25 protein-coding genes are annotated in these 25794 nt (G+C 60.9%); 8 read left to right on the plus strand and 17 right to left on the minus strand.

Annotation, left to right across the window (positions count from 1 at the left end):
• Nucleotides 1-11: 11 nt before the first annotated feature.
• Nucleotides 12-890, plus strand: a complete 879-nt coding sequence (locus tag M1D99_RS07035; protein WP_458131572.1) for an MBL fold metallo-hydrolase — start codon at nt 12-14, stop codon at nt 888-890.
• Between the two features lie 262 nt (nt 891-1152).
• On the plus strand, nt 1153-1767 hold the full coding sequence (locus M1D99_RS07040; protein ID WP_458131573.1) for an NAD(P)-dependent oxidoreductase: 615 nt from the start codon (nt 1153-1155) through the stop codon (nt 1765-1767).
• 8 nt (nt 1768-1775) lie between these two features.
• On the opposite strand, the gene M1D99_RS07045 is transcribed toward M1D99_RS07040, so the two are convergent.
• The 11 genes from M1D99_RS07045 to M1D99_RS07095 form a co-directional block, all read right to left on the minus strand.
• On the minus strand, nt 1776-2105 hold the full coding sequence (locus tag M1D99_RS07045) for a GlpM family protein (RefSeq protein ID WP_434576373.1): 330 nt from the start codon (nt 2103-2105) through the stop codon (nt 1776-1778).
• A gap of 25 nt (nt 2106-2130) precedes the next feature.
• Nucleotides 2131-3459, minus strand: coding sequence for a two-component response regulator AauR (gene aauR / locus M1D99_RS07050; protein WP_458131574.1), 1329 nt, complete (start codon nt 3457-3459; stop codon nt 2131-2133).
• Complete coding sequence (gene aauS, locus M1D99_RS07055; RefSeq protein WP_186706334.1) at nt 3456-5357, minus strand: two-component sensor histidine kinase AauS; 1902 nt, start codon at nt 5355-5357, stop codon at nt 3456-3458. The genes aauR and aauS overlap by 4 nt, the downstream gene beginning before the upstream one ends.
• Nucleotides 5358-5573: 216 nt before the next feature.
• On the minus strand, nt 5574-6308 hold the full coding sequence (locus M1D99_RS07060; protein ID WP_018614195.1) for an amino acid ABC transporter ATP-binding protein: 735 nt from the start codon (nt 6306-6308) through the stop codon (nt 5574-5576).
• On the minus strand, nt 6305-6976 hold the full coding sequence (locus M1D99_RS07065; protein WP_014339892.1) for an amino acid ABC transporter permease: 672 nt from the start codon (nt 6974-6976) through the stop codon (nt 6305-6307). The genes M1D99_RS07060 and M1D99_RS07065 overlap by 4 nt, the downstream gene beginning before the upstream one ends.
• On the minus strand, nt 6976-7722 hold the full coding sequence (locus M1D99_RS07070; RefSeq protein ID WP_458131575.1) for an amino acid ABC transporter permease: 747 nt from the start codon (nt 7720-7722) through the stop codon (nt 6976-6978). The genes M1D99_RS07065 and M1D99_RS07070 overlap by 1 nt, the downstream gene beginning before the upstream one ends.
• A gap of 190 nt (nt 7723-7912) precedes the next feature.
• The gene (locus M1D99_RS07075; RefSeq protein ID WP_458131576.1) at nt 7913-8827 is read right to left on the minus strand and encodes a glutamate/aspartate ABC transporter substrate-binding protein; all 915 of its coding nucleotides are present in this window, start codon (nt 8825-8827) and stop codon (nt 7913-7915) included.
• A gap of 449 nt (nt 8828-9276) precedes the next feature.
• Nucleotides 9277-10815, minus strand: a complete 1539-nt coding sequence (gene glpD, locus M1D99_RS07080) for a glycerol-3-phosphate dehydrogenase (RefSeq protein WP_186706332.1) — start codon at nt 10813-10815, stop codon at nt 9277-9279.
• Between the two features lie 319 nt (nt 10816-11134).
• Nucleotides 11135-11890: a DeoR/GlpR family transcriptional regulator gene (locus M1D99_RS07085; RefSeq protein WP_186706331.1), complete on the minus strand. Its 756-nt coding sequence runs from the start codon at nt 11888-11890 to the stop codon at nt 11135-11137.
• An 85-nt stretch (nt 11891-11975) separates the two neighbouring features.
• Nucleotides 11976-13481 carry a glycerol kinase GlpK gene (glpK, locus tag M1D99_RS07090; RefSeq protein ID WP_186729806.1) on the minus strand — a complete coding sequence of 502 codons (1506 nt, stop codon included), beginning with the start codon at nt 13479-13481 and terminating at the stop codon, nt 11976-11978.
• Between the two features lie 73 nt (nt 13482-13554).
• Nucleotides 13555-14406 carry an MIP/aquaporin family protein gene (locus tag M1D99_RS07095; RefSeq protein WP_458131577.1) on the minus strand — a complete coding sequence of 284 codons (852 nt, stop codon included), beginning with the start codon at nt 14404-14406 and terminating at the stop codon, nt 13555-13557.
• A 325-nt stretch (nt 14407-14731) separates the two neighbouring features.
• Between M1D99_RS07095 and ybaK the strand changes: the two genes are divergently transcribed.
• Entirely contained in the window at nt 14732-15202 is a 471-nt protein-coding gene (ybaK, locus tag M1D99_RS07100; protein WP_053124560.1) for a Cys-tRNA(Pro) deacylase, read from the plus strand.
• A 174-nt stretch (nt 15203-15376) separates the two neighbouring features.
• Nucleotides 15377-16165 (plus strand): PhzF family phenazine biosynthesis protein, encoded by a 789-nt coding sequence (locus M1D99_RS07105; protein ID WP_186706327.1) that lies wholly within the window; start codon nt 15377-15379, stop codon nt 16163-16165.
• Between the two features lie 107 nt (nt 16166-16272).
• Here M1D99_RS07105 and M1D99_RS07110 read toward each other — a convergent pair whose 3' ends face one another.
• Nucleotides 16273-17382, minus strand: a complete 1110-nt coding sequence (locus tag M1D99_RS07110) for an ABC transporter ATP-binding protein (RefSeq protein WP_186729807.1) — start codon at nt 17380-17382, stop codon at nt 16273-16275.
• Nucleotides 17379-18299, minus strand: coding sequence for an ornithine carbamoyltransferase (gene argF / locus M1D99_RS07115; RefSeq protein ID WP_186706325.1), 921 nt, complete (start codon nt 18297-18299; stop codon nt 17379-17381). Before argF ends, M1D99_RS07110 begins: the two co-directional genes overlap by 4 nt.
• A gap of 403 nt (nt 18300-18702) precedes the next feature.
• Between argF and M1D99_RS07120 the strand changes: the two genes are divergently transcribed.
• The 3 genes from M1D99_RS07120 to grxD all read left to right on the plus strand — a co-directional run bounded on the left by M1D99_RS07120 (nt 18703) and on the right by grxD (nt 21661).
• Complete coding sequence (locus tag M1D99_RS07120; protein ID WP_053124551.1) at nt 18703-18990, plus strand: hypothetical protein; 288 nt, start codon at nt 18703-18705, stop codon at nt 18988-18990.
• 131 nt (nt 18991-19121) lie between these two features.
• The gene (locus tag M1D99_RS07125; protein ID WP_458131578.1) at nt 19122-21230 is read left to right on the plus strand and encodes a molybdopterin oxidoreductase family protein; all 2109 of its coding nucleotides are present in this window, start codon (nt 19122-19124) and stop codon (nt 21228-21230) included.
• A gap of 89 nt (nt 21231-21319) precedes the next feature.
• Entirely contained in the window at nt 21320-21661 is a 342-nt protein-coding gene (grxD, locus tag M1D99_RS07130) for a Grx4 family monothiol glutaredoxin (RefSeq protein ID WP_186643646.1), read from the plus strand.
• A 228-nt stretch (nt 21662-21889) separates the two neighbouring features.
• On the opposite strand, the gene bfr is transcribed toward grxD, so the two are convergent.
• Together bfr and M1D99_RS07140 are read right to left on the minus strand one after the other, a co-directional pair.
• Nucleotides 21890-22363 carry a bacterioferritin gene (gene bfr, locus M1D99_RS07135; RefSeq protein ID WP_186706323.1) on the minus strand — a complete coding sequence of 158 codons (474 nt, stop codon included), beginning with the start codon at nt 22361-22363 and terminating at the stop codon, nt 21890-21892.
• A 198-nt stretch (nt 22364-22561) separates the two neighbouring features.
• Entirely contained in the window at nt 22562-22780 is a 219-nt protein-coding gene (locus M1D99_RS07140; RefSeq protein ID WP_003178704.1) for a bacterioferritin-associated ferredoxin, read from the minus strand.
• A gap of 313 nt (nt 22781-23093) precedes the next feature.
• Between M1D99_RS07140 and M1D99_RS07145 the strand changes: the two genes are divergently transcribed.
• Complete coding sequence (locus tag M1D99_RS07145; RefSeq protein ID WP_003204949.1) at nt 23094-23696, plus strand: peroxiredoxin; 603 nt, start codon at nt 23094-23096, stop codon at nt 23694-23696.
• A 236-nt stretch (nt 23697-23932) separates the two neighbouring features.
• On the opposite strand, the gene rnt is transcribed toward M1D99_RS07145, so the two are convergent.
• Nucleotides 23933-24610, minus strand: a complete 678-nt coding sequence (rnt, locus tag M1D99_RS07150) for a ribonuclease T (RefSeq protein ID WP_003204947.1) — start codon at nt 24608-24610, stop codon at nt 23933-23935.
• On the minus strand, nt 24607-25653 hold the full coding sequence (gene pyrC / locus M1D99_RS07155) for a dihydroorotase (protein WP_186706322.1): 1047 nt from the start codon (nt 25651-25653) through the stop codon (nt 24607-24609). The genes rnt and pyrC overlap by 4 nt, the downstream gene beginning before the upstream one ends.
• Nucleotides 25654-25794 lie beyond the last annotated feature (141 nt).

Consider the following 25794-nt stretch of genomic DNA (forward strand, 5'->3'; position numbering starts at 1 on the left):
CGGAGCACACCATGACCGGACTTATCCCACTCAAGCGCCTGCTGCTGGCCACCGCCGCCCTGGCCTTCACCGTCCAGGGCTGGGCCGCCGATTTGACGCTCGACGTCTACAACCCCGGTGCGGCGGCGGTTTTTCCAGTGACGTCGGTGTTGGTCAGCGGTGAGAAGGAGGCGATTTTGGTGGACGCCCAGTTCGGCAAGACCCAGGCCGAGCAGGTGGTGGAGAAAATCCGCGCCAGTGGCAAACGGCTGACCACGATCTACATCAGCCATGGCGATCCTGACTACTATTTTGGCTTGGAAACCCTCACCGCCGCGTTCCCTGAGGCCAAGGTGCTGGCGTCGGCGCCGACCGTCGAACACATCAAGCACACCCTGGACGGCAAGCTGAAATATTGGGGGCCGATCCTGAAGACCGATGCACCCACCAAGGCCATCGTGCCCCAGGTGTTGAAGGGCGACAGCCTGACCCTGGAAGGCCAGCGCCTGCAGATCGTCGGCCTCGATGGCCCGCAACCGGACCGCAGTTTCGTCTGGATTCCATCGATCAAGGCGGTGGTTGGCGGTGTCGTGGTGGCCGAGAACATTCATGTGTGGATGGCCGACACCCAGACGCCGAAGTCTCACAAGGATTGGCTGGCGACGCTGGATCACATTGAAAAGCTGCAACCGGCCACGGTCATTCCCGGCCATTACCTGGGTGAAAGCGCCCGTTCCCTGGCCCCGGTGACATTCACTGCCGGTTACATCAAGGCCTTCGATGAGGAAACCGCCAAGGCCAAGGACTCTGCCGCGTTGATCGCCGCCATGAAGCAACGCTACCCGAAGTTGGGTGAAGACAGTTCCCTGGAACTCAGTGCCAAGGTGGCGAAAGGCGAGATGAAGTGGTGAGGTATTGAGACAGCGATGAGGCTGGGCTGATGCGCTTTTGTGGCGAGGGAGCTTGCTCCCGCTGGGCTGCGCAGCGGCCCCAATACCAGACAGTGAGTCGTACCTGGCGCTCCGCATGAGCATTTTTGCGACTGCTGCGCAGCCGAGCGGGAGCAAGCTCCCTCGCCACAAGGGCTTCATTTCAAGCCCTAAAGGCTCATGTCACTTGGAAATATTCAAGCAACTGCTTCAGTAGCATCTTGTGTAATCAACGGAGAATACCATGAGCAAAATCGCAATCATCGGCGCCACCGGGCGTGCGGGTAGCCAGCTGTTGGAAGAGGCCCTGCGCCGTGGTCACAGCATAACGGCCATTGCCCGCAACACCGCGAAAATTGGCGAAAGGACCGGGGTGGTCAGCAAACAGCTGGATGTATTGGACAGCGAGGCGTTGACTGCGGCCATCGCCGGCCACGACGTGGTGATCAGTGCCGCGCACTTTGCCACCGTGCCGGCCGACAAAATCATCGCACCGCTGAAGGCCGCCGGGGTCAAGCGCTTGCTGGTGGTCGGCGGGGCCGGTTCGTTGCTGCTGCCGGATAACAGCCGGGTGATCGACAGTGATGGTTTTCCTGAGGAATACCTGGCCGAAGCCAGCGCCGGTGCCGTGTTCCTGGATGTGCTGCGCAAGGAACAGGACTTGGACTGGACTTTCCTCTCGCCTTCGGCGGAGTTCGTTGAAACCGAGCGCACCGGGCAGTTCCGAGTGGGCAAGGACCACCTGCTGTTTGATGACACCGGGCGCAGTTGGATCAGCTTTGCCGATTACGCCATCGCGATGATCGATGAAGTGGAAACGCCGCAGTTTTCGCAAAAGCGGTTTACCGTCGGCTATTGATCACAGAATCAGCCGTGAAGCCGCACCCAGACGCTGACCAGCACCGTCGCCGCCATCAGCCAGGCGACGGCTGCCACGGCCAATGAGGCTTCGAGGCGCATGCGGTCGATCATCACGTACAGCGTTGCGAGATAGACGAAGTACGGAATGATCGACCACATGCCAAACACGATGGTGGTCTTCAGGTCGTCCACCGAGCGGCCCTTGCCGACGATGTAGTGGGCGATCAGGGCGAAGGTGGGGAACAGCGGCACCAACCCGGCGATGTAGTAATTCCTGGTCTTGGCGAGCATCGCCAGGATGACCACCACGGCGGCACCCAGCGCCGCCTTGAAAATCAGATCCACAGCTTCACATCCCAGGTCAGTGGCTCAGGCCATATTTTTTGACTTTGTCGAACAGCGTGGTCTTGGCCATGCCCAGTTCCTGGCTGGCCTGGGTCAGGTTGCCACCGCTGCGTTGCAGGGCGTCCACCAGCAGGTTGCGTTCGAAGGCTTCCACCGCTTCGGCGAAGGCCAGGCCCTGGCTGCCACCGCTGGCGCCGGAGCGCTTGAAGGCCGGCAGGCCCAAGGCGTAGCGCTCGGCGACGTTGCGCAGCTCGCGCACGTTGCCCAGCCAGTCATGGCTCATCAGGTTCGACAGGGTCTGGTTGTCCAGCTCCGGCACCGTGCGGTCGAAGCGCAGGGACGACTGCTGTAGGAAATGCTCGAACAGTTGCAGGATGTCTTCGCGCCGCTCGCGCAGGGGCGGCAGCTCCAGGGTCACCACGTTGAGGCGGTAATACAGGTCGCTGCGGAACTGCCCGGAGCGGCCCATTTCGTCCAGGTCGGACTTGGTGGCGGCGATCACCCGGCAATCCACGGCCACGCTCTGGTTCGAACCCAGGCGTTCGAGGGTGCGTTCCTGCAACACGCGCAGCAACTTGATCTGCAAGGGCAGGGGCATGCTCTCCACTTCATCGAGGAACAGCGTGCCGCCGTCGGCGTGCTCGATCTTGCCGATCCGGCGCTTGCCGGCACCGGTGAAGGCATTGGCCTCGTGGCCGAAAATCTCGCTTTCGAACAGGTTTTCCGGCAAGCCGCCGCAGTTCAGCGCGACGAACTGCTTGTCATGGCGCCGACTGAAATCATGCAGGCAGCGGGCGACCAATTCCTTGCCGGTGCCGGTTTCGCCTTCGATCAGGACGTTGGCCGAGGTGTCGGCGACGTTGGCGATCAGCGCGCGCAGGTGTTGCATGGCCGGCGAACGGCCAATGATCCGGCCTTCCAGGGAGTCGCGTTCGGCCAATTGCCGACGCAGCGAGGACACTTCTCGGGCCAGGCTGCGCTGCTCCAGGGCGCGGCGGGCGACGTCCACCAAGCGTTCAGGAGAGAAGGGCTTCTCCATGAAGTCATAGGCGCCTTTTTGCATGGCGCCCACGGCCATGGAAATGTCGCCATGGCCGGTGATCAACACCACCGGCAGGCTGCGGTCCCGCGCCTTGAGACGGGTCAGCAGTTCCAGGCCGTCGATGCCCGGCAGGCGAATGTCGCTGATGACGATGCCGGCAAAGTTATCGTCGACCCGCTCCAGCGCCTCTTCGGCGCTGCCCACGCCGACGCAGGGAATGTCTTCCAGGCTCAAGGCCTGCTGGCAGCCCAGCAGGACGTGGGGGTCGTCTTCGACGATCAGTACGCTCAGGTCGTGGTTCATAGCGGCTCGGCAGGTGAAGGGTTCACCAACGGTAGGTTGAGGACAAACGTGGTGCCACGCTCAAGCGGGTACTCGACGCCCAGGTGCCCACCCGCGGCGGCGGCCAGGCTCGCCGAGAGCGTCAGGCCCAGGCCCAGGCCTTGTTCGCCAGGCTTGGTGGTGAAGAACGGTTCGAACAAATGCTTGCGGGCCTCAGGATCGATGCCGTGGCCATTGTCGCGCACCCGCAAGCGATATTTACCGTCGGCGGCCTGGCCTTCGAGCCACAGTTTCGGCTCGGGTTGCGTCTGCATGGCGTCCAGGGCATTACCGATCAGGTTCACCAGGATCTGTTCCAGGCGGGTCTGGTCGATTTGCAATTGGACGTCATCGAAACCGCTGTGGATCTGGATGTCCAGGTTTTCCAGGCGTCCGCCCAGCAGTTGCAAGGCGGCTTCGACGGCTTTGCCCAGGCTCGCTCGGCCCTGGTCATCGCCGCGGCGGGCAAAGGCGCGCAGGCTGGCGGTGATCCGGCCCATGCGGTCGATCAATTCGTTGATGGTATTGAGGTTGGTGCTGGCGATGTCCAGTTGGCCGCGCTCAAGGAAGCGTACGGTGTTGCCGGACAAGGTGCGCAACGCCGCCAGCGGCTGGTTGAGTTCATGGGCAATACTGGTGGACATCTGGCCGATGGCCGCCAGTTTTCCGGCCTGGACCAGTTCGTCCTGGGCCCGGCGCAAGGTCTCTTCGGCCTGGCGTCGCTCGCGGATCTGGCCCTTGAGTCGTTCGTTGCTGGCACGCAGGTCGGTGGTGCGTTCGGTAATCCGACGCTCGAGCTGGTTGTTGGCTTCCTGCAACGCTTCCCGGGCCGCGAGACGGGTGGCGATGACCTTGCGCCGTTCGTTCCAGGCGATCAGCAGGAACGCCACCAGGGCGAAGGCCACGGCCACCAGGATGCCTTGGTTGATCGCCTGGCGACGCAGGTCTTCAAGGGGCGTCAGCAGGGTGAAATTCCACGGGGTATCGCTCAAGGGCCGGGTTTGCGACAAATAGCTGATGGCGCGCTCGTCGGACACCAGTTGGGTGTTGGCCGGGAAGGTCAGCTTCTCCATGCCTTCGGCCAGGCGCTCCCGGGCCAGGGGCACCAGCTCGTTCAAAGGGAACCAATAATATTGCAGGCTGCGGGCCAGGCGTTCCTTGGTCTCGTCGCTCAGGGGGCGCACCGACTTGAGCCGTCGCGCCGAGTCGCTGGACAGGATGATGATGCCGTTTTCATCACTGACGAACGCCTCCAGCCGCGCCCGCTGCCAGCGCTCCTCCATGGCTTCGAGGCGCACCTTGACCACGGCGACGCCGATGATCTTGCCCTGTTGTTCCAGGCCATGGGCGAGATAGTAACCGGGCTCGCCATTGGTGCTGCCGATGCCATAGAACCGTCCCGGCTGGCCGCGCACGGCGTTCTGGAAGTAGGCGCGGAAGGACAGGTCTTCGCCCAGATAACTGTCGACATCACGCCAGTTGCTGGTGGCCATCACCCGGCCGGTGGTGTCCATCACGTAGATGGCCCGGCTGCGACTGCGGCGGTTCAGGCCTTCGAGGTATTCGTTGACGGTCTTGCGATGCTCGGGCGTCGGGTCGTCCAGCAGTTGCGAGACGCTCGACTCAAGCTCCAACAGGCTGGGCAGGTAGGTGTACTTGCTGATCTCGCTCTCGACCGCACGGGCGTGCAGTTCCAACTGGCGCTCACCATTCTCGGCGAGGCCGCGTACGCCGTAGTGCTCGCTGATCCAGAAGCCGAGGTAACCCAGGCCGATCATCAGCGCAATGACCAGCGGCGGCAGGAACAGATGGCGGATCAGGCGGGGTTTCACGGCGAGTGATGGCGGCGCGGCGCGATAAAGGGTGGGGTCGCATTTCATCACAGAAGCCTTGGGTCAACCAGTGTGGCGGCGGTCGTCCTTCGAACGCGGTCCTGTGGCGAGGGAGCTTGCTCCCGCTCGGCTGCGAAGCAGTCGCAAAACGGTTCATGCGGTATGCCAGATACATTGCATTTGCCGGTTTTGGGGCCGCTGCGCAACCCAGCGGGAGCAAGCTCCCTCGCCACAAGGATCAGCGCGCCTAAAGAAGGCGACGCTTTAGTGCTGCAGGATTTTCTCGAGGAAATGCTGCGCACGTTCGGAGCGGGCGCTGATGTCGCCGAAGAACTCTTCTTTCGGGCAGTCTTCGATGATCTGGCCCTGGTCCATGAAGATCACCCGGTTCGCCACTTTGCGGGCGAAGCCCATTTCGTGGGTCACGCACATCATGGTCATGCCTTCGTGGGCCAGTTGCACCATCACGTCGAGCACTTCGTTGACCATTTCCGGGTCAAGGGCCGAGGTCGGTTCGTCGAACAGCATCACCACCGGGTCCATCGCCAGCGCACGGGCAATCGCCACGCGCTGCTGCTGGCCGCCGGAGAGCTGGCCCGGGTGTTTGTGGGCGTGGGCCGAGAGACCCACGCGCTCAAGCAATTGCAGGCCTTTCTTGGTGGCTTCTTCCTTGCTGCGGCCCAGCACCTTGATCTGCGCGATGGTCAGGTTCTCGGTGATGGTCAGGTGCGGGAACAGTTCGAAATGCTGGAACACCATGCCCACGCGCGAACGCAGTTTCGGCAGGTTGGTCTTCGGGTCGGCGATGGACGTGCCATCGACCACGATGTCGCCCTTCTGGAACGGCTCCAGGGCGTTCACGCACTTGATCAGCGTGGACTTGCCCGAACCCGACGGCCCGCACACCACCACAACCTCACCCTTGCTGACCTCGGTGCTGCAATTGGTCAGTACCTGGAAGTCCCCATACCACTTGTTGATGTTCTTGATAGAGATCATACGGCGAACCTTTTTTGCAGACGCTTGACCAGCAGCGAGGCGGCAAAGCTGATTGTGAAGTACACGAGACCTGCGATGATCAGGAACTCATTGGAGCGGCCGATGATGTCGCCATTGGCCCGCGAAGCATTGAGGAAGTCCACCAGGCCGACCGTGTAGACCAGCGAGGTGTCCTGAAACAGGATGATGCTCTGTTGCAGCAACAGCGGGGTCATCTTGCGAAACGCCTGGGGCAGGATGATCAGGCGCATGACCTGGCCATAGTTCATGCCCAGTGCCTGTGCCGCGCCCATCTGGCCCTTGGGGATCGACTGCACGCCGGCCCGCACGATTTCGCAGAAGTACGCCGCCTCGAACATCATGAACGCCACGACGCAGGAGCCGAACGCACCGATCGGCGTGTCTTCGCCGGTGATCCAGCGCAGCACGAACGGCACCGCCAGGTAGAACCAGGTGATGACCAGCAGCAGCGGGATCGAGCGGAAATAGTTGACGTAGGCGCCAGCGATATTGGAGACCAGCTTGTTGTGGGACAGGCGCATCAGCGCCAGGATCGTCCCCAGGATGATCCCGCCGACGACACCCAGGGCCATCAGCTTGAGGGTCATCACCATGCCGTTCCACAAGCCGGGAATGGCCGGGATGATGCCAGTGAAGTCGAATTCCATTATTTACCCCCCACGGAGATCAGGCCGGGCACCGCGACTTTCTCCTCGACCATGCGCATCAGCAGCATCAGGCTCATGTTCAGGGTGAAGTAGATCAGCGTCGCCAGGGTAAAGGCTTCGAACAGGTTGGCCGAGAACTCGGCGGTCTGCTTGGTCTGCGCGAGCAACTCCATCAAGCCGATCAGCGAGGCCACGGAGGAGTTCTTGAAGACGTTGAGGAATTCCGAGGTCAGCGGCGGAATGATGATCCGGTAGGCCTGGGGCAGCAGCACGTTCCAGTAGATCTGCGGCAGCTTGAAGCCCATGGCGCGGGCGGCGGATTCCTGGCCGCGCGGCAGCGCCTGGATGCCGGTGCGTACCTGTTCGCAGACCCGCGCGGCGGTGAACAGGCCCAGGCACACGACGACGCTCAGGTAGGCCGAGGTGGTCGGGTTCAGGTCCTGCTTGTACCACTCCTGCATGTCGGCGGGCAGCAGGTCCGGCACCAGGAAGTACCAGATGAACAGCTGAACCAGCAGCGGCACGTTACGGAAAAGCTCTACGTAGCACGTGGCGATACCCGACACCAGCCGGTTCGGTACGGTACGCATTACACCCAGGATCGAACCCAGCAACAGGGCGATGATCCAGGCGACGACGGCGATGGCGATGGTCCAGCCCAGGCCGGCCACGTACCAGTCGAGATAAATCTCGCTGCCCACGCCGGTGGACTTGAAGAACACGCCCCAGTCCCAGTTGTAATTCATTAGGGTCTCCCCTCAGATCGTTCGATATACAAATGCCCGCCTGGGGAAGCTCCGTTCCCGCCCGGCTTGGAGGCCAGGCACACGCGATCGGCTCGACAGCCACCGGTTCGAGTGTTTCCAGATTTGCCAGCAGGGAGTGACCATCCCCTGAAAGAGCGGGGCCCCTTCAGGAGATAAGGTTAATCAGAAATCAGGATTTCTTGTCGTCAGCCGCTTTATCGGTCGGCGTGGCGATCAGTGCCTTGAGTTCGTCGCTCATCGGGAAGTTGAGATTCAGGCCTTTTGGCGGGATCGGTTGCATGAACCATTTTTCGTAGATCTTGTTGATCTCGCCCGAAGCGTAGGTGGCCTTGATGGCGTCATCGACAACCTTTTTGAACGGCTCGTCGCCCTTGCGCATCATGCAGCCGTAGATTTCGTAGGACTGTGGGGTGCCGGTGACAGCCCAGTCATCGGCCTTCTTGGCCTTGGCGGCTTCGCCAGCCAGCAGGGCGTCGTCCATCATGAACGCGACGGCACGACCCGATTCCAGCATCTGGAAGGATTCGCCGTGGTCCTTTGCGGAGATGACGTTCATGCCCATCTGCTTGTCGGCGTTCATGGCCTTGAGGATGCGCTCGGACGTGGTGCCGGCGGTGGTCACGACGTTCTTGCCCTTGAGGTCGTCGAAATCCTTGTACTTGGAGTCTTCCTTGGACAGCAGCTTGGTGCCGATCTCGAAGATGCCAACGGAGAAGGCGACTTGTTGCTGGCGCTCGACGTTGTTGGTGGTGGAGCCGCACTCCAGGTCCACGGTGCCGTTCTGCACCAGCGGGATACGAGTTTGCGAGGTGACCAGGTTGTACTTGACCTGCAGGTTCGGTACGTCGAGCTCTTTCTTCAGGGCTTCGACAACTTTCAGCTGGATGTCATGGGAGTAGCCGACCGGCTTGCCGGAAGCGTCTGCGATGTAGGAGAACGGAATGGAAGCGTCGCGATGCCCAAGCGTAACGACGCCGGACTCTTTGATCTTTTTCAGTGTGCCGGTCAGTTCGGCTGCGAAAACCGGCGTGCTGATCAGAGCGGCAGCAATGGCTGCGCCCAGGAGATGGGGAACGATACGCATCGATGTTTCCTCGACATTGTTTTTTTTATTTCGGCCGGTTCGTCGGCCCTGAGTACTTCGAAATGCCTGGCAGCTCCTGGTGTGTTGGCGTACAGGCATTCGTCTCGAGGAGTGTAGAGCATGAGTCGTGCCAGGCCAGGGCGGTCTGTTTAACTTGTTGTTTTACCTGGTGATTAATGTTCTGTTTCAGGTTTCGTGCGGGCTTCTTTATCCGGTTAGCCGAACTGACTGGCGGGTCTTGTTCGGAAAACCGAATGCCTTGGGCCTTCACACAATCCCTGTGGGAGCGGGCTTGCTCGCGAAGACGGTCTACCTGAACCGATGATGTTGAAAGTGCCGCCGTCTTCGCGAGCAAGCCCGCTCCCACAGGGTCTCTGTGATGGGCTCCAGAATGCGAAAAGCCCCTGAATCGCGGGACTCAGGGGCTCTTCGGTTTAGCCGGGTATCGCTCAGGCCGCTTCGATCTTGCGGCGATTGTGCTCGACCTTATCCAAGTACTGCTGCAGCTTCTGTTGCTCGGCGGGGGTGGTGAACAAACCCAGCTTGCTGCGGCGCCAGAGGATATCCTGGGCATCGACGGCCCACTCGTCGCTGCACAGATAATCGATTTCGCGGGTGTAGAGGCCGGCACCGATGTGCTCGCCCAGATCGCCGAGGTCGTGCACGCCTTCGAGCATGCGCCAGGTACGGCTGCCATAGGTGGTGGCCCAGCGTCGGGCGATGTCGGTTGGCAGCCAGTCGAATTTGTCCCGCAGCGCCGAGCACAATGCTTGCGGGGTGGTCATGTTTTCCCCGCCGGGGAGGGCTTCCACGGCGGTCCAGCTCCCGCGCATCTGTGTGAAGTAGGGGGCCAGTTGCGCCATGGCTGATTCGGCCAGTTTGCGATAGGTGGTCAGCTTGCCGCCGAATACCGACAGCAACGGGGCCTCTTGACCTCCGCCCGACAGCGCCAGGGTGTAGTCCCGTGTCACGGCCGATGGGTTGTCGGATTCGTCATTGCAAAGCGGGCGTACACCGGAGTAGCTGTGCAGGATATCGTCGCGGCTGATTTGCTTCTTGAAGTGAGCATTGACCACTTTCAACAGATAATCGGTTTCGCCTTCGGTAATCGCCACTTTGGCCGGATCGCCGGTGTATTCGCGATCCGTCGTACCGATCAAGGTGAACTGATTCAGGTACGGAATGGTGAACACGATGCGCTGATCTTCGTTTTGCAGAATGTGCGCATGCTCGCCTTCGTAGAGTTTCGGCACGATCAGGTGACTGCCCTGGATCAGGCGGATGCCATAGGGCGATTCCAGCTTCAGGTCATCACGAATGAACTTGGCCACCCACGGGCCCGCAGCGTTGACCAGCGCCTTGGCGTGGATCGAAAACAGGCTGCCGTCGGCGCGTTCCAAGTGCAAGTGCCACAGACCTTTGCTGCGACGGGCATTCACGCAACGGGTGCGGGTGTGGACATGCGCGCCTTTCTCCCGGGCGGCCATGGCATTGAGCACCACCAGCCGCGCGTCGTCGACCCAACAGTCGGAGTATTCGAAGCCTTTGGTGATCTCGCTTTTCAGTGCGCTGTCGGCCCCGAACTTCAGGCTCCTGGAGCCGGCGAGTTGCTCGCGTTTGCCCAGGTGATCGTAGAGGAACAGGCCGGCGCGAATCATCCAGGCCGGGCGCAGGTGCGGGCGGTGGGGCAGCACGAAGCGCATTTGCTTGACGATGTGCGGGGCCTTGGTCAGCAGCACTTCACGCTCGGCCAAGGCTTCGCGTACGAGGCGGAATTCATAATGTTCAAGGTAGCGCAGGCCGCCGTGGATCAGCTTGCTGCTCGCCGACGAGGTATGGCTGGCCAGATCGTCCTTTTCGCAAAGGAACACCGAAAGACCGCGACCGGCAGCGTCCGTGGCAATCCCCACGCCATTGATACCGCCACCAATGACGGCGACGTCATAGATCTCGGCGAGAGGGGGCGTAGGCAAGGTAGAAGTGGGCATCGGCTGGCCTCGGGCTCTTTTTCACAATATTTGAATTCGAACATAAATGTTCATTTGCGAAAATACTAGCCCATAAGCACAGCCACGACCAGTCGAATTCGATTGAAATTACTGATCGAATGCGGCTGAAAGGAAAATTTACGAACAAAAAGAGAATTGTGGAATGCTTCTGTGGCGAGGGAGCTTGCTCCCGCTGGATGGCGAAGCCATCCCAAGCAGGCTGGCGTTTTTCTTCAGGCTAACCGCACCAGGCCGATTTTACGACGGCTACGCCGCCGAGCGGGAGCAAGCTCCCTCGCCACAGGGGATCGGGGTGAAGTCAGACCACCTCCAGCCGAATCTTGTGCTGGGTCAATAGTTGCGCCAGGGCCGGTACCGGCTGCTGGTCGGTCACCAGGCAGTCGATCAGGCTGATAGGCCCCAGGCGGACCATGGCGTTGCGCCCGAATTTGCTGGAGTCCGCCGCCAACAGCACTTGCCGGGCGTTGGCGATGATGGCTTGGGAAACCCGCACTTCCTGGTAGTCGAAGTCCAGCAGGCTGCCATCTTCATCGATCCCGCTGATGCCCACCAAGGCGAAGTCGACCTTGAACTGATTGATGAAGTCGACGCTGGCCTGGCCCACCACGCCGCCATCACGCCGTACGTTACCGCCAGCGACCAGGACTTCGAAATCGTCCTTGGCACTGAGGATCGAAGCGACGTGCAGGTTGTTGGTGATGACCTTCAGATGGTTGTGATTGAGCAGCGCCCGGGCGATGGATTCGGTGGTGGTGCCGATGTTGATGAACAGCGAGGCGTGATCGGGGATCTGGGCGGCGATGGCTTCGGCGATGCGTTGCTTCTCGTCGCGCATCTGGTCCGCGCGCATGGCGTAGGCAGTGTTTTCCACGCTTGAATCGTAGGCGGCGCCGCCGTGGTAGCGGCGCAGCAGGTTCACTTCCGCCAGTTGATTGATGTCGCGGCGGATGGTTTGCGGGGTGACGACGAATAGCTGCGCCATTTCCTCGATGCTGACATAGCCGCGCTCGCGGACCAGTTCGAGGATTTGTTGCTGGCGTGGAGGCAGATTCATGGGGCTTCCTTTGGGCTGCCGTACAAAATTTGCCCATGATGCCGCAGGAATCCACTCCCGACCAGTTTCGGAATCTTGTCGGCCTTTATTCCGCGTCTTCGTGGGGCTCCCAATCGCGGGTGCGGCTGACGGCTTTCTGCCAGCCGGCGTAGAGTTTCTCTTTCGCCGGCTCCTCCAGTTGCGGTTCGAATTCGCGCTCGATCACCGCTTTGCCCCGCAGTTCTTCCAGGCTGCCCCAGAAGCCGCACGCGAGGCCGGCCAGGTAGGCGGCGCCCAAGGCCGTGGTTTCACGCATTTTCGGCCGCTCGACCCGGGTGCCGAGGATGTCGGCCTGGAACTGCATCAGGAAATTGTTCGCCACCGCGCCACCGTCGACGCGCAGGGCCCGGAGGCGTTCGCCCGAATCCTGCTGCATGGCGTCGAGTACGTCGCGGGTCTGGTAGGCAATCGACTCCAGCGCTGCGCGAATAATGTGATCGACCCGTACGCCGCGGGTCAGGCCGAACAGCGCGCCACGGGCATAGGGGTCCCAATACGGCGCGCCGAGGCCGGTGAAGGCGGGCACCAGGTACACACCGTTGCTGTCCTTGACCTTGTTGGCGAAGTATTCGGTGTCCAGGGCGTCGTTGATGATCTTCAGTTCATCGCGCAGCCATTGGACCGTGGAGCCGCCATTGAATACCGCGCCTTCCAGGGCGTAGGCCACTTCGCCACGTGGGCCGCAGGCGATGGTGGTGAGCATGCCGTGATTGGATTTCACGGCCTTCTTGCCCGTGTTCATCAGCAGGAAGCAGCCGGTGCCGTAGGTGTTTTTCGCCTGGCCCGGCTCCACGCACATCTGCCCGAACAGGGCGGCCTGCTGATCGCCAGCGATGCCGCCGATAGCGATGCCGCTCTTCGTGCGCCCGTAGATTTCCGAGGACGACTTCACTTCAGGGAGCATTTCGCGAGGGATGTCGAGGATCTCGAGCATCTTCGTGTCCCATTCCAGCGAGTGGATATTGAAGAGCATCGTGCGCGAGGCGTTGGTGTAGTCGGTGACGTGGACCTTGCCGCCGGTGAATTTCCAGATCAGCCAGCTATCGACGGTGCCGAACAGCAGCTCACCGTTGCGCGCGCGCTCGCGGCTGCCTTCGACGTTGTCCAGGATCCACTTGAGTTTGGTGCCGGAGAAGTACGGGTCGGTGACCAGGCCGGTGGTCTGGCTGATGTATTGCTCGTGGCCGTCGCGCTTGAGCTGTTGGCAGATCTCGGTACTGCGCCGGCACTGCCAGACGATGGCGTTGTAGATTGGCCGACCGGTGGTCTTGTCCCAGACCACGGTGGTTTCCCGCTGGTTGGTGATGCCGATGGCCGCCACTTGGTCATGGTGCAGGCCGGCCTGGGCCAGGGCCTCGACCATGACCGCGCTCTGGGTGGCGAAAATTTCCATCGGGTCGTGTTCGACCCACCCGGCTTGTGGGTAATGCTGGGCGAATTCGCGCTGGGCGGTGCAGACCACGTTGGCGTCACGGTCGAAGATGATCGCCCGCGAGCTGGTCGTACCCTGGTCGAGGGCAATGATGTAATTCTTGTTCTGGATATCGGTCATGTCGATTGCCTTGGGACGTAAAAGGAAGAAGCCACGGCGCAGGTTCGATGGGCAAGAGCCTGCGTCGACTGTTTCAGGATGTTCTGGGCTTGCCGTCAATGGCCGGTGTTGCATCCTTTGTAGCAGTTATGGCGCTGGGCAGGTGGCGGGCAATCAACCCGCGATAAGCCGCGGCACCGAGGCACGCACCGACGATCGGCGCAAAAACCGGAACCAGGAAGTACGGGATATTGCGTCCACCCGTGAGGGAAATTTCACCCCAGCCTGCGAAGAAAGTCATCAGTTTAGGACCGAAGTCCCGCGCCGGGTTCATCGCAAAGCCCGTCAGTGGTCCCATGGAACTGCCAATCACGGCAATCAGCAAGCCGATCAGCAACGGCGCCAGTGGGCCACGAGGCAAGCCGTTGTTGTCATCTGTCAGGGACATGATGACCCCCATCAGAATGGCGGTGATGATCGCTTCCACGAGAAAGGCCTGGCCAGTGGACAGTGCCGCGTGCGGGTAGGTGGAGAACACCGAGGCCAGTTCGAGGCTCGCTTCGGTGCCGCGAACCATGTGCCGGGATTGTTCGAAATCGAAGAATAGATTGCTGTACAGCGTATAGACCAGAAAGGCGCCGCAGAAAGCGCCGGTCACTTGGGAAATGATGTAGAAGGGCAGCTTGCGTTTTTCAAAGTCGGTGAACAGGCACAGGGCGATGCTGACGGCGGGGTTGAGATGGGCGCCGGAAATGCCCGCGCTCAGATAGATTGCCATGCTGACACCGACGCCCCAAATGAGGCTGATTTCCCACAAGCCGAAACTCGCACCCGCGACCTTGAGCGCCGCGACGCAACCGGTGCCGAAAAAGATCAGCAGGCCCGTTCCCAGGAATTCGGCCAGGCATTGGCTGGACAGGGGCGGCTGTTGTAAAGCAGTTGTCATTCAAACCTCGGTTTTTTTGTTGTTTTGCAGCGCGTTCGATACGGCACGATTGCGCGATTTCCACCGAGACAGGATCCCCATCCTGATCTCGGGTTGCAGCTTGAGACATGTAATGTGACTTTCAGTTTCGAAAAAATATAGACAAGAAACGCTGGTGTCAAAGGTCGAAAGTGAACCGTCGGTCATATTTAAACTATTCGCGCTGTGAATGACTCTCCTGTTGGCGCGGCATCACCGGTCTTTGCAGTGCAGTCCCGGAGCCTTTTCACAGGCGATGGCTTAGAATCCGCTCACTCGTTTTGGATTTCCTTTTTCAGGAGCGGTCATGACACCCGCGTTGGATCTGCTTAAGAAAGTGCGCGCCGAACATCGCATCCACAGCTATGAACACGACCCCAAGGCTGCTTCCTATGGCTTGGAGGCGGCGGAAAAGCTCGGGCTGGATCCGGCGCAAGTGTTCAAGACGCTGTTGGCGGCCAGCGAAAAAGGTGAGCTGTTGGTGGCGGTAGTGCCTGTGGCCGGGAGTTTGGATTTGAAAGGCCTGGCCCATGCCGCCGGGGTGAAAAAGGTCGAGATGGCCGACCCGGCCGCCGCGCAGCGTTCGACCGGGTATTTGCTCGGCGGTATCAGCCCATTGGGGCAGAAGAAGCGTCTGCGCACGTTTATCGACAGTTCCGCACAGCCGCTCGCCAGCATGTTCGTCAGTGCGGGGCGGCGTGGGTTGGAAGTCGAGTTGGCGCCTTCGGTATTGAAGGAGCACACCGGGGCGGCGTTTGCCGATATTGGGCGGGCTTGATAGCCGGGTGGCTGCTGGGCAGCCAAGCGGGAGCAAGCTCCCTCGCCACAGGGGCGTAAGGCCTGGTCGGTGTTTTTATCCGGCGCTGTAGGGTGAAAATTCTGCTGATCTGTCTCTGGATAAGCCTTGCCGTTGCACCCATGCTGGCGCATCAGAAAAATAAGGAGAAGTGCCATGCAGCTTGCGTTTCATCAGGTCGATGCGTTCAGTGACCGGCCATTCGGCGGTAACCCGGCGATGGTCTATCGGCTCGACGGCTGGCTTGCCGATGACTTGATGCAGAAGATTGCCGCCGAACATAACCTGGCTGAAACCGCGTTTCTGGTGCGTGAAGGCCAGCATTGGCATATCCGCTGGTTCACCCCCACCACCGAAGTCCCGCTGTGTGGGCACGCCACGTTGGCCAGCGCTTATGTGCTGTTCGAGGTCTATCACGAACCCGTTGAGCGCCTGGATTTCATATGCCGGTCCGGTTCGCTGAGCGTGACGCGCGAGGGGGATCGGCTGTGGCTGGATTTTCCGGCCGTCGTGCCTGCCGAACTGGGCGCCTCCCTGGCGGTGCAGAGTGCCTTGGGCGTCGAAGCGGTGGATGTGTTGAGTTCCAACGAACTGTTCGTGGTACTGGAATCGGAGCAAGCGGTGCTCGATTGCAAGCCGGACATGGCGGCCCTGGCGAAACTGCCTTGGCCCGGCGCTATCGTCACCGCACCGGGGAGCAAGCATGATTTTGTCTCGCGCTATTTTGCCCCGGCGATCGGCATCAACGAAGACCCGGTGACTGGCTCGACCCATTGCAGCTTGATTCCCTACTGGTCCAAACGCCTGGGTAAACACGGGCTGACGGCTTATCAATGCTCGGCCAGGGGCGGGGCGTTGTTTTGCCGGTTGGAAGGTGAGCGGGTGAAGATTGGCGGGCATGCGACGTTGGTGGCGAGTGGGACGTTGATGTTGGGGGCGCACTGACTTTTGTGGGAGCGGGCTTGCTCGCGAAGGCGGTGTGTCAGCTACATTGATGTTGAATGTGCTGCCCTCTTCGCGAGCAAGCCCGCTCCCACACTGGGGGTGCGTTATCAGTTGGCGGCGCTATAGCGCCGTACACCGCTGTCCACCGGCGGGATCTGCGCTGCCGTGCTGCCCGAGGCCTGGAACAGCACCAGGTGCTCAGCCGCCACGCGGATGCCGACGTCGGCGCCCACCTGATGGTCGGCATGGCTGGGGAAGATCGATTCCAATTGCGCGCCGGTGGGCAACTGCAGGCGATACAAGGTTGAGGCGCCCAGGAAGGTCTTGCCGATGATTCTACCGGTGAGGGGGCTGTCCGGCGCATAGACGATATCGTCTGGGCGCAGCAGCACGTCCACCGCACCGCCGATGGGCCAAGTGTAGGCGCGGTTGCCACGCAGGATGCCCAGTTCGGTCTGCACCGATTCCGGGCTGTCGAGCTGGCCACGAATGAAATAGCCCTGGCCAATGAAACTGGCAACGAATGGCGTCAGCGGTTCGTGGTACAGGTTGTAGGGCGTGTCCCACTGTTCCAGTCGACCTTCCTTGAATACGCCGACATGGTCACTCACGGCGAAGGCTTCTTCCTGGTCATGGGTGACCAGGATCGCGCTGGTGCCACGGGCCTTGAGGATGTCCCGTACTTCATGGCTGAGCTTGCGGCGCAGCTCGCCATCGAGGTTGGAGAACGGCTCGTCGAGCAACAGCAACTGCGGTTCCGGCGCCAGCGCACGGGCCAGGGCCACGCGTTGTTGCTGGCCGCCGGACAGTTCATGGGGAAAACGCTTGCCCAAGTGTTTCAGGTTGACCAGTTCCAGCAGCTCTTCGACGATGCGGTCCTTGTCCGGATGCTTGCGAATGCCAAAGGCAATGTTCTGTGCCACGCTCAGGTGGGGGAACAGGGCGTAATCCTGGAACACCATGCCGATGCGACGCTTTTCCGGGGCGAGGGTGAAACCGGCGCGGGAGATGGTTTCCCCAGCCAGTTGGATTTCACCCTCATGCACCGGTTCGAAGCCGGCAATGGCGCGCAACGTCGTGGTCTTGCCGCAGCCGGACGAACCGAGCAGGCAACCGATGTCACCGGCATTGAGGTGCAGGTTGAGGTTCTGGACGACCCGCTGGTCCTGGTAGCCGCAGGCCAGGTTGTGCAAGTTCAGCAGTAGGGCGTGGCTCATGCGTGGTGATACGCCGGCTCGACCAGGAACTCGAGCAGGGCCTTTTGCGCGTGCAGGCGATTTTCGGCCTGGTCCCAGGCTACCGAACGCGGATCATCCAGCAGGTCCATGCTGATTTCCTCGCCACGGTGGGCCGGCAGGCAGTGCATGAACAGCACGTCGGCATCTGCCAGGTCGAGCAGGGCCCGGTTGACCTGCAGTGGCGCGAACAGCTCCAGGCGCCTGGCGGTCTCTTCTTCCTGGCCCATGGAGGTCCAGACGTCGGTGCTCACCAGGTGCGCACCGGCCACGGCCTGTTTCGGATCGCGGACGATGGACACTCGGTCCCCGGCCTTGGCCAGCAGCTCGGCATTGGGGTCGAAGCCTTCAGGGCAGGCAATGCGCAGCTGGAAGTCGAATTGCATCGCCGCTTCTATATAGCTATTGCACATGTTGTTGCCATCGCCGATCCAGGCCACGGTCTTGCCTTGGATCGAGCCACGGTGCTCGAGGAAGGTCTGCATGTCGGCCAGCAACTGGCAAGGGTGCAGATCGTCGGACAGGCCGTTGATCACCGGTACGCGGGAATGGGCCGCGAACTCGGTCAGGGTGCTGTGGGCAAAGGTACGGATCATCATCGCGTCCAACATGCTCGACATGACGATGGCGCAGTCGCTGATGGGTTCGCCACGGCCCAGTTGGGTGTCACGGGGCGACAGGAAGATTGCCTGGCCGCCCAGCTGGATCATGCCGGCTTCGAAAGAGATGCGGGTGCGGGTCGATGACTTCTCGAAGATCATCCCCAGCACGCGGTTTTTCAAGGGCTCGAACAGTACGCCGCGGTTACGCAGGTCCTTGAGCTCCACGCCTCGACGGATCACGCCGAGCAACTCATCGGGCGTGAAATCCATCAGGGAGAGAAAGTGCCTTGCGCTCATGATTGACTACCTTTTTGTAACTGACCGCAGATGCTCAAAGCCTTGTCTAATGAAAAAACGGGCGAGACCTGCGGCAAAAGCCGCACGGGGCGACGAAATAGGGGAAGGCGCGATCTTATAATTAAATGTCGCGTCTTACCAATAGGGCTACGGTTTTTGGGGAGTTCAGCGAGGCCATCACGCGAATGCGATGGCGTAGTTGAGGCCGGTTTCCTGACAGCAGCGGTCCATTTGTACACTGGCGTTGCTCGGCTTGGCAATCAAGCCCGGCGCGCGCGCGGTGGTCGATGGCCCGTTTATGCCATGTCATTCCATCCTTTCGCCTGTCTGCTGGTGCTTGTGAAACATTTCCTAATGCAAAGGCCTGGGTTATAAATGAGCCTCAGCGGCACAGGAGCCCGAAATGGATTCGAAAGAGCAACAACTGATGGAATTGCTGGGGCTGACCGCACGCTCGCTGACGCACCTGACGGCTTCGGTGACGTCCATGTCATTCGAATTGCTGCGCAGCGATGACGAAGTGACCAAGGCCGCCGGCCGGCGGATGATCGATCGCATGGCCACGATCAGCAGCGGCCTCGACGAGCATTGGCGGTTGATTGGCGAGCTGACCGGTGTACCCATCGCCCAGGAACAAGTGGAAACCATCGAGGAAATCCAACTCCTGGCGCCACCTCCCGAAGGTCCTTGAACGCACCTCATCGGCGGGCCTGATGCCCGGCAATTCACAGGACGAACGTCGCTGGCGCTGCCGGGAATCACGCGCCATAGTTTTGTTCCCGCGGCCGAAAGTGCCCGCCACGAATAAAACAGAGACTGGCCATGACCAAGACTCTCCACCACCGTGCGTGCCATCTGTGTGAAGCCATCTGTGGCTTGACCCTCGGAACCACCGAAACCGACGGCCAGGGCCTGGCGATCACCTCGATCAAGGGCGATGCGCTGGACACGTTCAGCCGTGGTCACATCTGCCCCAAGGCCGTGGCCCTGCAAGACATCCAGAACGATCCAGACCGCTTGCGCCAACCCATGCAACGCGTCGGCAGCGAATGGCAACCCATCGCCTGGGACGATGCCTTCGCGCTGGTGACCGAGCGCCTGGCGGCTATCCAGGCGCGTCACGGCCAGAACGCGGTGGCCGTCTACCAGGGCAACCCCAGCGTGCATAACTATGGGCTGATGACCCACAGCAACTATTTCCTGGGGTTGTTGAAGACCCGCAGCCGTTTCTCGGCGACCTCGGTGGACCAACTGCCTCATCATTTGACCAGTCACCTGATGTACGGTCACGGCCTGCTCCTGCCGATTCCGGACATCGACCACACCGATTTCATGTTGATCCTCGGCGGCAACCCGCTGGCTTCCAACGGCAGCATCATGACCGTGCCAGACGTGGAAAAGCGCCTCAAGGCGATCCAGGCCCGTGGCGGCAAAGTGGTGGTGGTCGATCCACGCCGCAGCGAAACGGCGGCCATCGCTGACCAGCACGTCTTCGTCCGCCCGGGTGGTGATGCGGCACTGCTGTTTGGCTTGCTCAATACTTTGTTCAGCGAAGGCCTGACCCGTGACAGTCATCTGCCGGTGGACGGCCTGGACGAGGTGCGCGCGGCCGTCGCTTCCTTCACGGCTGAAGCGATGAGTCCGCTCTGTGCGGTGCCGGCCGCGCAGATCCGGCAATTGGCCCGGGACTTCGCCGCCGCGCCATCAGCGGTGTGCTATGGACGGATGGGCGTGTCGACCCAGGCGTTCGGCACGCTGTGCCACTGGCTGATCCAGGTAATCAACCTGGTCACCGGCAATCTTGATCGGGTGGGCGGGGCGCTGTGCACCGAGCCGGCGGTGGACCTGGTGGCCACCACCTCGGGCGGGCATTTCAACCGTTGGCAGAGCCGGGTGTCCGGGCGTCCCGAGTACGCCGGGGAGCTGCCGGTGTCAGCCCTGGCCGAGGAGATGCTGACCGAGGGCGAAGGCCAGATTCGCGCGTTGGTGACCGTGGCCGGCAATCCGGTGCTGTCAACGCCCAACGGGCGGCAACTGGAGCAGGCCCTGGATGGGCTGGAGTTCATGGTCAGCGTCGATTTGTACATCAACGAAACCACCCGTTACGCCGACCTGATCCTACCCTCGACCTCGGCCCTGGAAAACGATCACTACGACACCACGTTCAACCTGTTCGCCGTGCGCAACGTGACCCGTTTCAACCGGGCGATCCTGCCCAAGCCCGAGGGGGCGCTGCATGACTGGGAAATCTTCGTCGGCCTGGCCAAGGCCTTCGCCGCCCGGACCGGCAAGGAGCTCAAGCCGACCATGCCGCCGGCACAGATGATCGATTTTGGCCTGCGCAACGGGGCGTATGGCGATGCCTCGCCGCACAAGCTGTCCCTGGCGACCCTGTTCGACCATCCCCATGGCATCGACCTCGGCGCACTCAAGCCCAACCTGGCGGCGCGCCTGAAAACCGAAAACCAGCGGGTGCAGGCCGCACCGGCGGTGATTCTCGCTGACCTGGCGCGCTTTGCCGCGTTGCAGGCGCCTGAGCCGGATGAGTTACTGATGATTGGCCGTCGCCATGTGCGCAGCAATAATTCCTGGATGCATAACTTCCATCGACTGGTGAAGGGCAAGCCGCGTCATCAGTTGCTGATGCACCCGGATGACCTCGCCGCGCGTGGCCTTGCCGATGGGCAGCGCGTGACCGTCAGTTCGCGGGTGGGGGTCATCGAAGTCGAGGTGCTGGGCAGCCTGGACATGATGAAAGGCGTGGTCAGCCTGCCCCACGGCTGGGGCCATGCCCGGCCGGGCGTGCAGATGACCATTGCCAGCGCACAGCCAGGCTCCAGCGCCAACGACTTGACCGATCACTGTCAGCTCGATGAGTTATCCGGCAACGCGGCGCTCAACGGTGTACCGGTGAAGGTGGCGGCTGCGTAAAATTGTCCCTGAGCAGCACGTTCTGCTTTCCGTTACAATGCGCCACCGTGTCGACATCTGAAGTCGCAAAGTTTAAGCCGAGGTGCTCCGTGGATATCATCGAAACGATTAAAGACCAGATTGCCAACAACACCATCCTGCTTTACATGAAAGGCTCGCCGAACGCGCCACAGTGCGGTTTCTCGGCCAAGGCCGCCCAGGCGGTGATGGCGTGTGGCGAGAAGTTTGCCTACGTGGACATCCTGCAGAACCCGGAAATCCGCGCCAACCTGCCCAAGTACGCCAACTGGCCAACCTTCCCGCAATTGTGGGTGGGTGGTGAGCTGGTCGGCGGTAGCGACATCATGACCGAGATGGCCGCTGACGGCTCTCTGCAGTCCACGATCAAGGCAGCTGTGGAAGCAGCAGCGGCGAACAAGACCGAAGCCTGATCCACATATCCGTATTCAGCACACAGTTTGTGGCTGAATGCGGACACTGTGGGAGCGGGCTTGCTCGCGAAAGCGTTGTACCAGAAACATCAACAGAGACTGACACACCGCTTTCGCGAGCAAGCTCGCTCCCACAGTGGTTTTAGGTGTGGCCTGGAACCCAGGCAATAAAAAGCCCCGCCTCTCGCAAGAGGGCGGGGCTTTTTAGTGGCTTGCTACTGGGGAAGCTTACTCTTCACCCATCTGCGATTGCAGGTAGTTCTCCAGACCGATTTTGTCGATCAGGCCCAGTTGGGTTTCCAGCCAGTCGATGTGCTCTTCCTCGGATTCGAGGATGTCTTCCAGCAGTTCACGGCTACCGAAGTCGCCAACGCTTTCGCAATGGACGATGGCGGCCTTCAGGTCGGCATGGCCGGTGCGCTCGATGCGCAGGTCGCACTCGAGCATTTCCCGGGTGTGTTCGCCGATGTGCAGCTTGCCCAGGTCCTGGACGTTCGGCAGGCCCTCGAGGAACAGGATGCGCTTGATCAGCTTGTCCGCGTGCTTCATCTCGTCGATGGACTCGTGGTACTCATGCTTGCCCAGCTTGTTCAGGCCCCAGTCCTCGTACATGCGCGCATGCAGGAAGTATTGGTTGATCGCGACCAGCTCATTGGCAAGGATCTTGTTGAGATGCTGGATGACTGTAATGTCGCCTTTCATGATGAGGCCTGCCCTGTAATAGCTGTGTATAGGGCGGAGTTTGAGCCGCGTATTTACCAGTGTCAAACCTAAGTTATTGAATAATAAATGAAAATTAATCGGAATAAGAATGTTTGTGTTCCGCGTCTGGACGCTAACTATTTGATTTGCAGGCATAAAAAAACCGGACATTAAGTCCGGTTCCTTGAAAAGCTGTGTTTACGCGGCAGTAAATTCTACCGGGTAAGGGATCGAGGCCTGTGCCGTTTGCACCTTGGCGAGGGTTTCACGCACCACTTCCTTGGCCAGGCAGGCACATTTGCCGCATTGGCTGGCTACGCCGGTGGCCTGGCGGACTTCGCGATAGCTGCAGCAACCTTCATAGATCGCTTCGCGGATTTGTCCGTCGGTGACGCCAGTGCAGAGGCATACATACATAAGTGAGAACCGTCGCTGGTTGTGACTCAATTGAGACGGATCTTAATGTTAACGAGAATGATTGTCAAAGTGGTTTCTCAAGGACTTTCACCCAGATGACGACAGGCTGACGAACGGTTTTATCCAGCGCGACGAAAGCGGCCCGCAGCGGGGCGGCGATTTTTCGATACCACGAAAAACCGTTGAAGACAGTCCAAATGCGCGGTGTATGATGGTCGGCCCTTGTAAGCGGGTTCGTGTCACAGGGCTGTCGCCTGAGGGTGGCAGGCTGGCCCGGACCTTGTTTTCACGCTATTACATCAGGAGATATCCCATGAGCGTACTCGTAGGCAAACAAGCCCCAGACTTTACCGTTCCAGCCGTCCTCGGCAACGGCGAAATCGTCGACAGCTTCACCCTGTCCTCGGCCATCAAAGGCAAATACGGCCTGGTGTTCTTCTATCCTCTGGACTTCACCTTCGTCTGCCCATCCGAGCTGATCGCACTGGATCACCGCATGGACGATTTCAAGGCGCGCAACGTTGAAGTGGTCGCTGTTTCGATCGACTCGCACTTCACCCACAACGCCTGGCGCAACACCCCGATCAACAATGGCGGTATCGGCCAGGTGAAATACACCATGGCTGCCGACATGAAGCACGAAATCGCCAAGGCCTATGACGTTGAGTCCGAAGGCGGCGTGGCTTTCCGTGGCGCGTTCCTGATCGACGACAAGGGTGTCGTGCGTTCGCAGATCATCAACGACCTGCCGCTGGGCCGTAACATGGAAGAGCTGATCCGTCTGGTCGACGCGCTGCAATTCCACGAAGAGCACGGCGAAGTCTGCCCGGCCAACTGGAAAAAAGGCGACAAGGGCATGACCGCATCGCCTGAAGGCGTTGCCGCTTACCTGGGCGAGCACAGCGACAAGCTGTAAGCGCACCCAGGCATAAAAAAACCGGCCCTCGATGGGCCGGTTTTTTTATGGGCAGTGCAAGCCGAATGGTTGGCAGAGACGCAGAGCCCTTTGCACTGAACCCTGTGGCGAGGGAGCTTGCTCCCGCTGGGTGGCGTAGCCGCCCCACATATTTTGTGAGCGCTTCGCGCTCAAGCGGGAGCAAGCTCCCTCGCCACAAGAGCCACAAGAGCCACAAGAGCCAGGCTTGGCCAATGTCAGTCGTCGAAATCCTGCCAGCCACCCATCTCTTTCCACCGGTTGACGATGCCGCAGAACAGCTCGGCGGTCTTCTCGGTGTCATAGCGGGCCGAGTGGGCCTCGCGGCCATCGAAGTCGATGTCGGCTGCCTGGCAGGCCTTGGCCAAGACAGTCTGGCCGTACGCCAGGCCCGCCAAGGTCGCGGTGTCGAAGCTGGAGAACGGATGGAACGGGTTGCGCTTCATGTCCAGGCGCGCGACGGCGGCGTTGAGGAAGCCGAGGTCGAAGCTGCTGTTGTGGCCGACCAGGATCGCTCGCTTGCAACCGTTGGCTTTCAGCGCCTTGCGTACGCCACGGAAGATGTCGGTCAGGGCTGTTTCTTCGCTGACCGCCATGCGCAGCGGGTGATCGAGCTTGATCCCGGTGAACTCCAGGGCCGCCGCTTCGACGTTGGCGCCTTCAAACGGTTCGACGCGGAAGAAGTAGGTGTGATCAGGGAACACAAAGCCTTTTTCGTCCATGCCGATGGTGGTCGCGGCGATTTCCAGCAGGGCGTCGGTGGCGGAATTGAAACCACCGGTTTCGACATCGACGACGACCGGCAGATAACCACGGAACCGCGCGGCCATGGGGTGACGGGCGCCGCCCGAACCACCGTTGCCGTCCAGCTCGTCGTCGAAATGATCTTCACTCACGCGTTTTCCTCCAGCAGGCGCCAGCGCAGTTTTTCACCGGCGCGCAGCGGGATGACGGTCTGCTCGCCGAAGGGCAGGCTGACAGGGGCGGTCCATTCGTCACGGACCAGGGTAATACGATCGGTGTTCACCGGCAGGCCATAGAAACGTGGGCCGTGCAGGCTGGCAAAGCCTTCGAGCTTGTCCAGCGCGTTGCGCTGTTCGAACGCCTCGGCGTACATCTCGATGGCGGCATAAGCGGTGTAGCAGCCGGCGCAACCGCAGGCCGCTTCCTTGGCGTGCTGGGCGTGGGGGGCCGAGTCGGTGCCGAGGAAAAACTTGGCGCTGCCGCTGGTGGCGGCGTCCAGCAAGGCTTCCTGGTGGGTATTGCGCTTGAGGATCGGCAGGCAATAGAAGTGCGGCCGGATCCCGCCCACCAGCATGTGGTTGCGGTTGTACAGCAGGTGATGGGCAGTAATGGTCGCGCCGACGTTTGCCGGTGCCTCGTTGACGAACTGCACGGCATCGCCGGTGGTGATGTGTTCGAACACCACCTTGAGGGTCGGGAAGCGCTCCACGACGCGGCGCATGTGCTCGTCGATGAAAATCTTCTCGCGGTCGAACACGTCGACGTCGCCCCGGGTGACTTCACCATGGATCAACAACGGCATGCCGACTTCGGCCATGGCCTCCAGCGCCGGGAAGATCTTGTCGATGCTGGTGACGCCGGAATCGGAGTTGGTGGTCGCGCCGGCGGGGTACAGCTTGGCGGCGTGGACAAAACCGCTGGCCTTGGCGTCGCGAATCTCTTCGGGCTGGGTGCGGTCGGTGAGGTAAAGCACCATCAGCGGTTCGAAGCGGCTGCCAGCCGGGCGCGCGGCGAGGATACGCTGGCGATAGCCATCGGCCTCGGCGGCGTTGCGCACGGGCGGAACCAGGTTAGGCATGATGATTGCGCGCCCGAAGGTGCGCGCGACATCGGCGACGGTATGGGTCAACACAGCACCATCGCGAAGATGAATATGCCAGTCGTCGGGACGCAGCAGGGTCAGGCGGTCGGACATTGGGGGGCTTCCAGGCGGGTCAAACTCTGGGGAATGCTACCGGAAAAGACCGATTCAGGCACCCGCTATCAAGTTCTGCCACAACTTACCGATAGCTCCTACAGGTGTGCCACGAATCCGTGCAGTGCCCCGGACAGGCGT

This window comes from Pseudomonas sp. R3-41 (assembly GCF_054161485.1).

Excerpts from the sequence above, each read along its gene's own strand:
- M1D99_RS07095 (WP_458131577.1), bottom strand. The coding sequence starts at position 14,406 with ATGACAACTGCTTTACAACAGCCGCCCCTGTCCAGCCAATGCCTGGCC.
- M1D99_RS07065 (WP_014339892.1), bottom strand. The coding sequence starts at position 6,976 with ATGGAATTCGACTTCACTGGCATCATCCCGGCCATTCCCGGCTTGTGG.
- M1D99_RS07060 (WP_018614195.1), bottom strand. The coding sequence starts at position 6,308 with ATGATCTCTATCAAGAACATCAACAAGTGGTATGGGGACTTCCAGGTA.
- bfr (WP_186706323.1), bottom strand. The coding sequence starts at position 22,363 with ATGAAAGGCGACATTACAGTCATCCAGCATCTCAACAAGATCCTTGCC.
- M1D99_RS07110 (WP_186729807.1), bottom strand. The coding sequence starts at position 17,382 with ATGAGCCACGCCCTACTGCTGAACTTGCACAACCTGGCCTGCGGCTAC.
- M1D99_RS07040 (WP_458131573.1), top strand. The coding sequence starts at position 1,153 with ATGAGCAAAATCGCAATCATCGGCGCCACCGGGCGTGCGGGTAGCCAG.
- M1D99_RS07085 (WP_186706331.1), bottom strand. The coding sequence starts at position 11,890 with ATGAATCTGCCTCCACGCCAGCAACAAATCCTCGAACTGGTCCGCGAG.
- M1D99_RS07125 (WP_458131578.1), top strand. The coding sequence starts at position 19,122 with ATGACCAAGACTCTCCACCACCGTGCGTGCCATCTGTGTGAAGCCATC.
- ybaK (WP_053124560.1), top strand. The coding sequence starts at position 14,732 with ATGACACCCGCGTTGGATCTGCTTAAGAAAGTGCGCGCCGAACATCGC.
- M1D99_RS07105 (WP_186706327.1), top strand. The coding sequence starts at position 15,377 with ATGCAGCTTGCGTTTCATCAGGTCGATGCGTTCAGTGACCGGCCATTC.
- pyrC (WP_186706322.1), bottom strand. The coding sequence starts at position 25,653 with ATGTCCGACCGCCTGACCCTGCTGCGTCCCGACGACTGGCATATTCAT.
- M1D99_RS07070 (WP_458131575.1), bottom strand. The coding sequence starts at position 7,722 with ATGAATTACAACTGGGACTGGGGCGTGTTCTTCAAGTCCACCGGCGTG.
- glpK (WP_186729806.1), bottom strand. The coding sequence starts at position 13,481 with ATGACCGATATCCAGAACAAGAATTACATCATTGCCCTCGACCAGGGT.
- M1D99_RS07140 (WP_003178704.1), bottom strand. The coding sequence starts at position 22,780 with ATGTATGTATGCCTCTGCACTGGCGTCACCGACGGACAAATCCGCGAA.
- M1D99_RS07145 (WP_003204949.1), top strand. The coding sequence starts at position 23,094 with ATGAGCGTACTCGTAGGCAAACAAGCCCCAGACTTTACCGTTCCAGCC.
- aauR (WP_458131574.1), bottom strand. The coding sequence starts at position 3,459 with ATGAACCACGACCTGAGCGTACTGATCGTCGAAGACGACCCCCACGTC.
- argF (WP_186706325.1), bottom strand. The coding sequence starts at position 18,299 with ATGAGCGCAAGGCACTTTCTCTCCCTGATGGATTTCACGCCCGATGAG.
- aauS (WP_186706334.1), bottom strand. The coding sequence starts at position 5,357 with ATGAAATGCGACCCCACCCTTTATCGCGCCGCGCCGCCATCACTCGCC.
- M1D99_RS07120 (WP_053124551.1), top strand. The coding sequence starts at position 18,703 with ATGGATTCGAAAGAGCAACAACTGATGGAATTGCTGGGGCTGACCGCA.
- M1D99_RS07035 (WP_458131572.1), top strand. The coding sequence starts at position 12 with ATGACCGGACTTATCCCACTCAAGCGCCTGCTGCTGGCCACCGCCGCC.
- M1D99_RS07075 (WP_458131576.1), bottom strand. The coding sequence starts at position 8,827 with ATGCGTATCGTTCCCCATCTCCTGGGCGCAGCCATTGCTGCCGCTCTG.
- glpD (WP_186706332.1), bottom strand. The coding sequence starts at position 10,815 with ATGCCCACTTCTACCTTGCCTACGCCCCCTCTCGCCGAGATCTATGAC.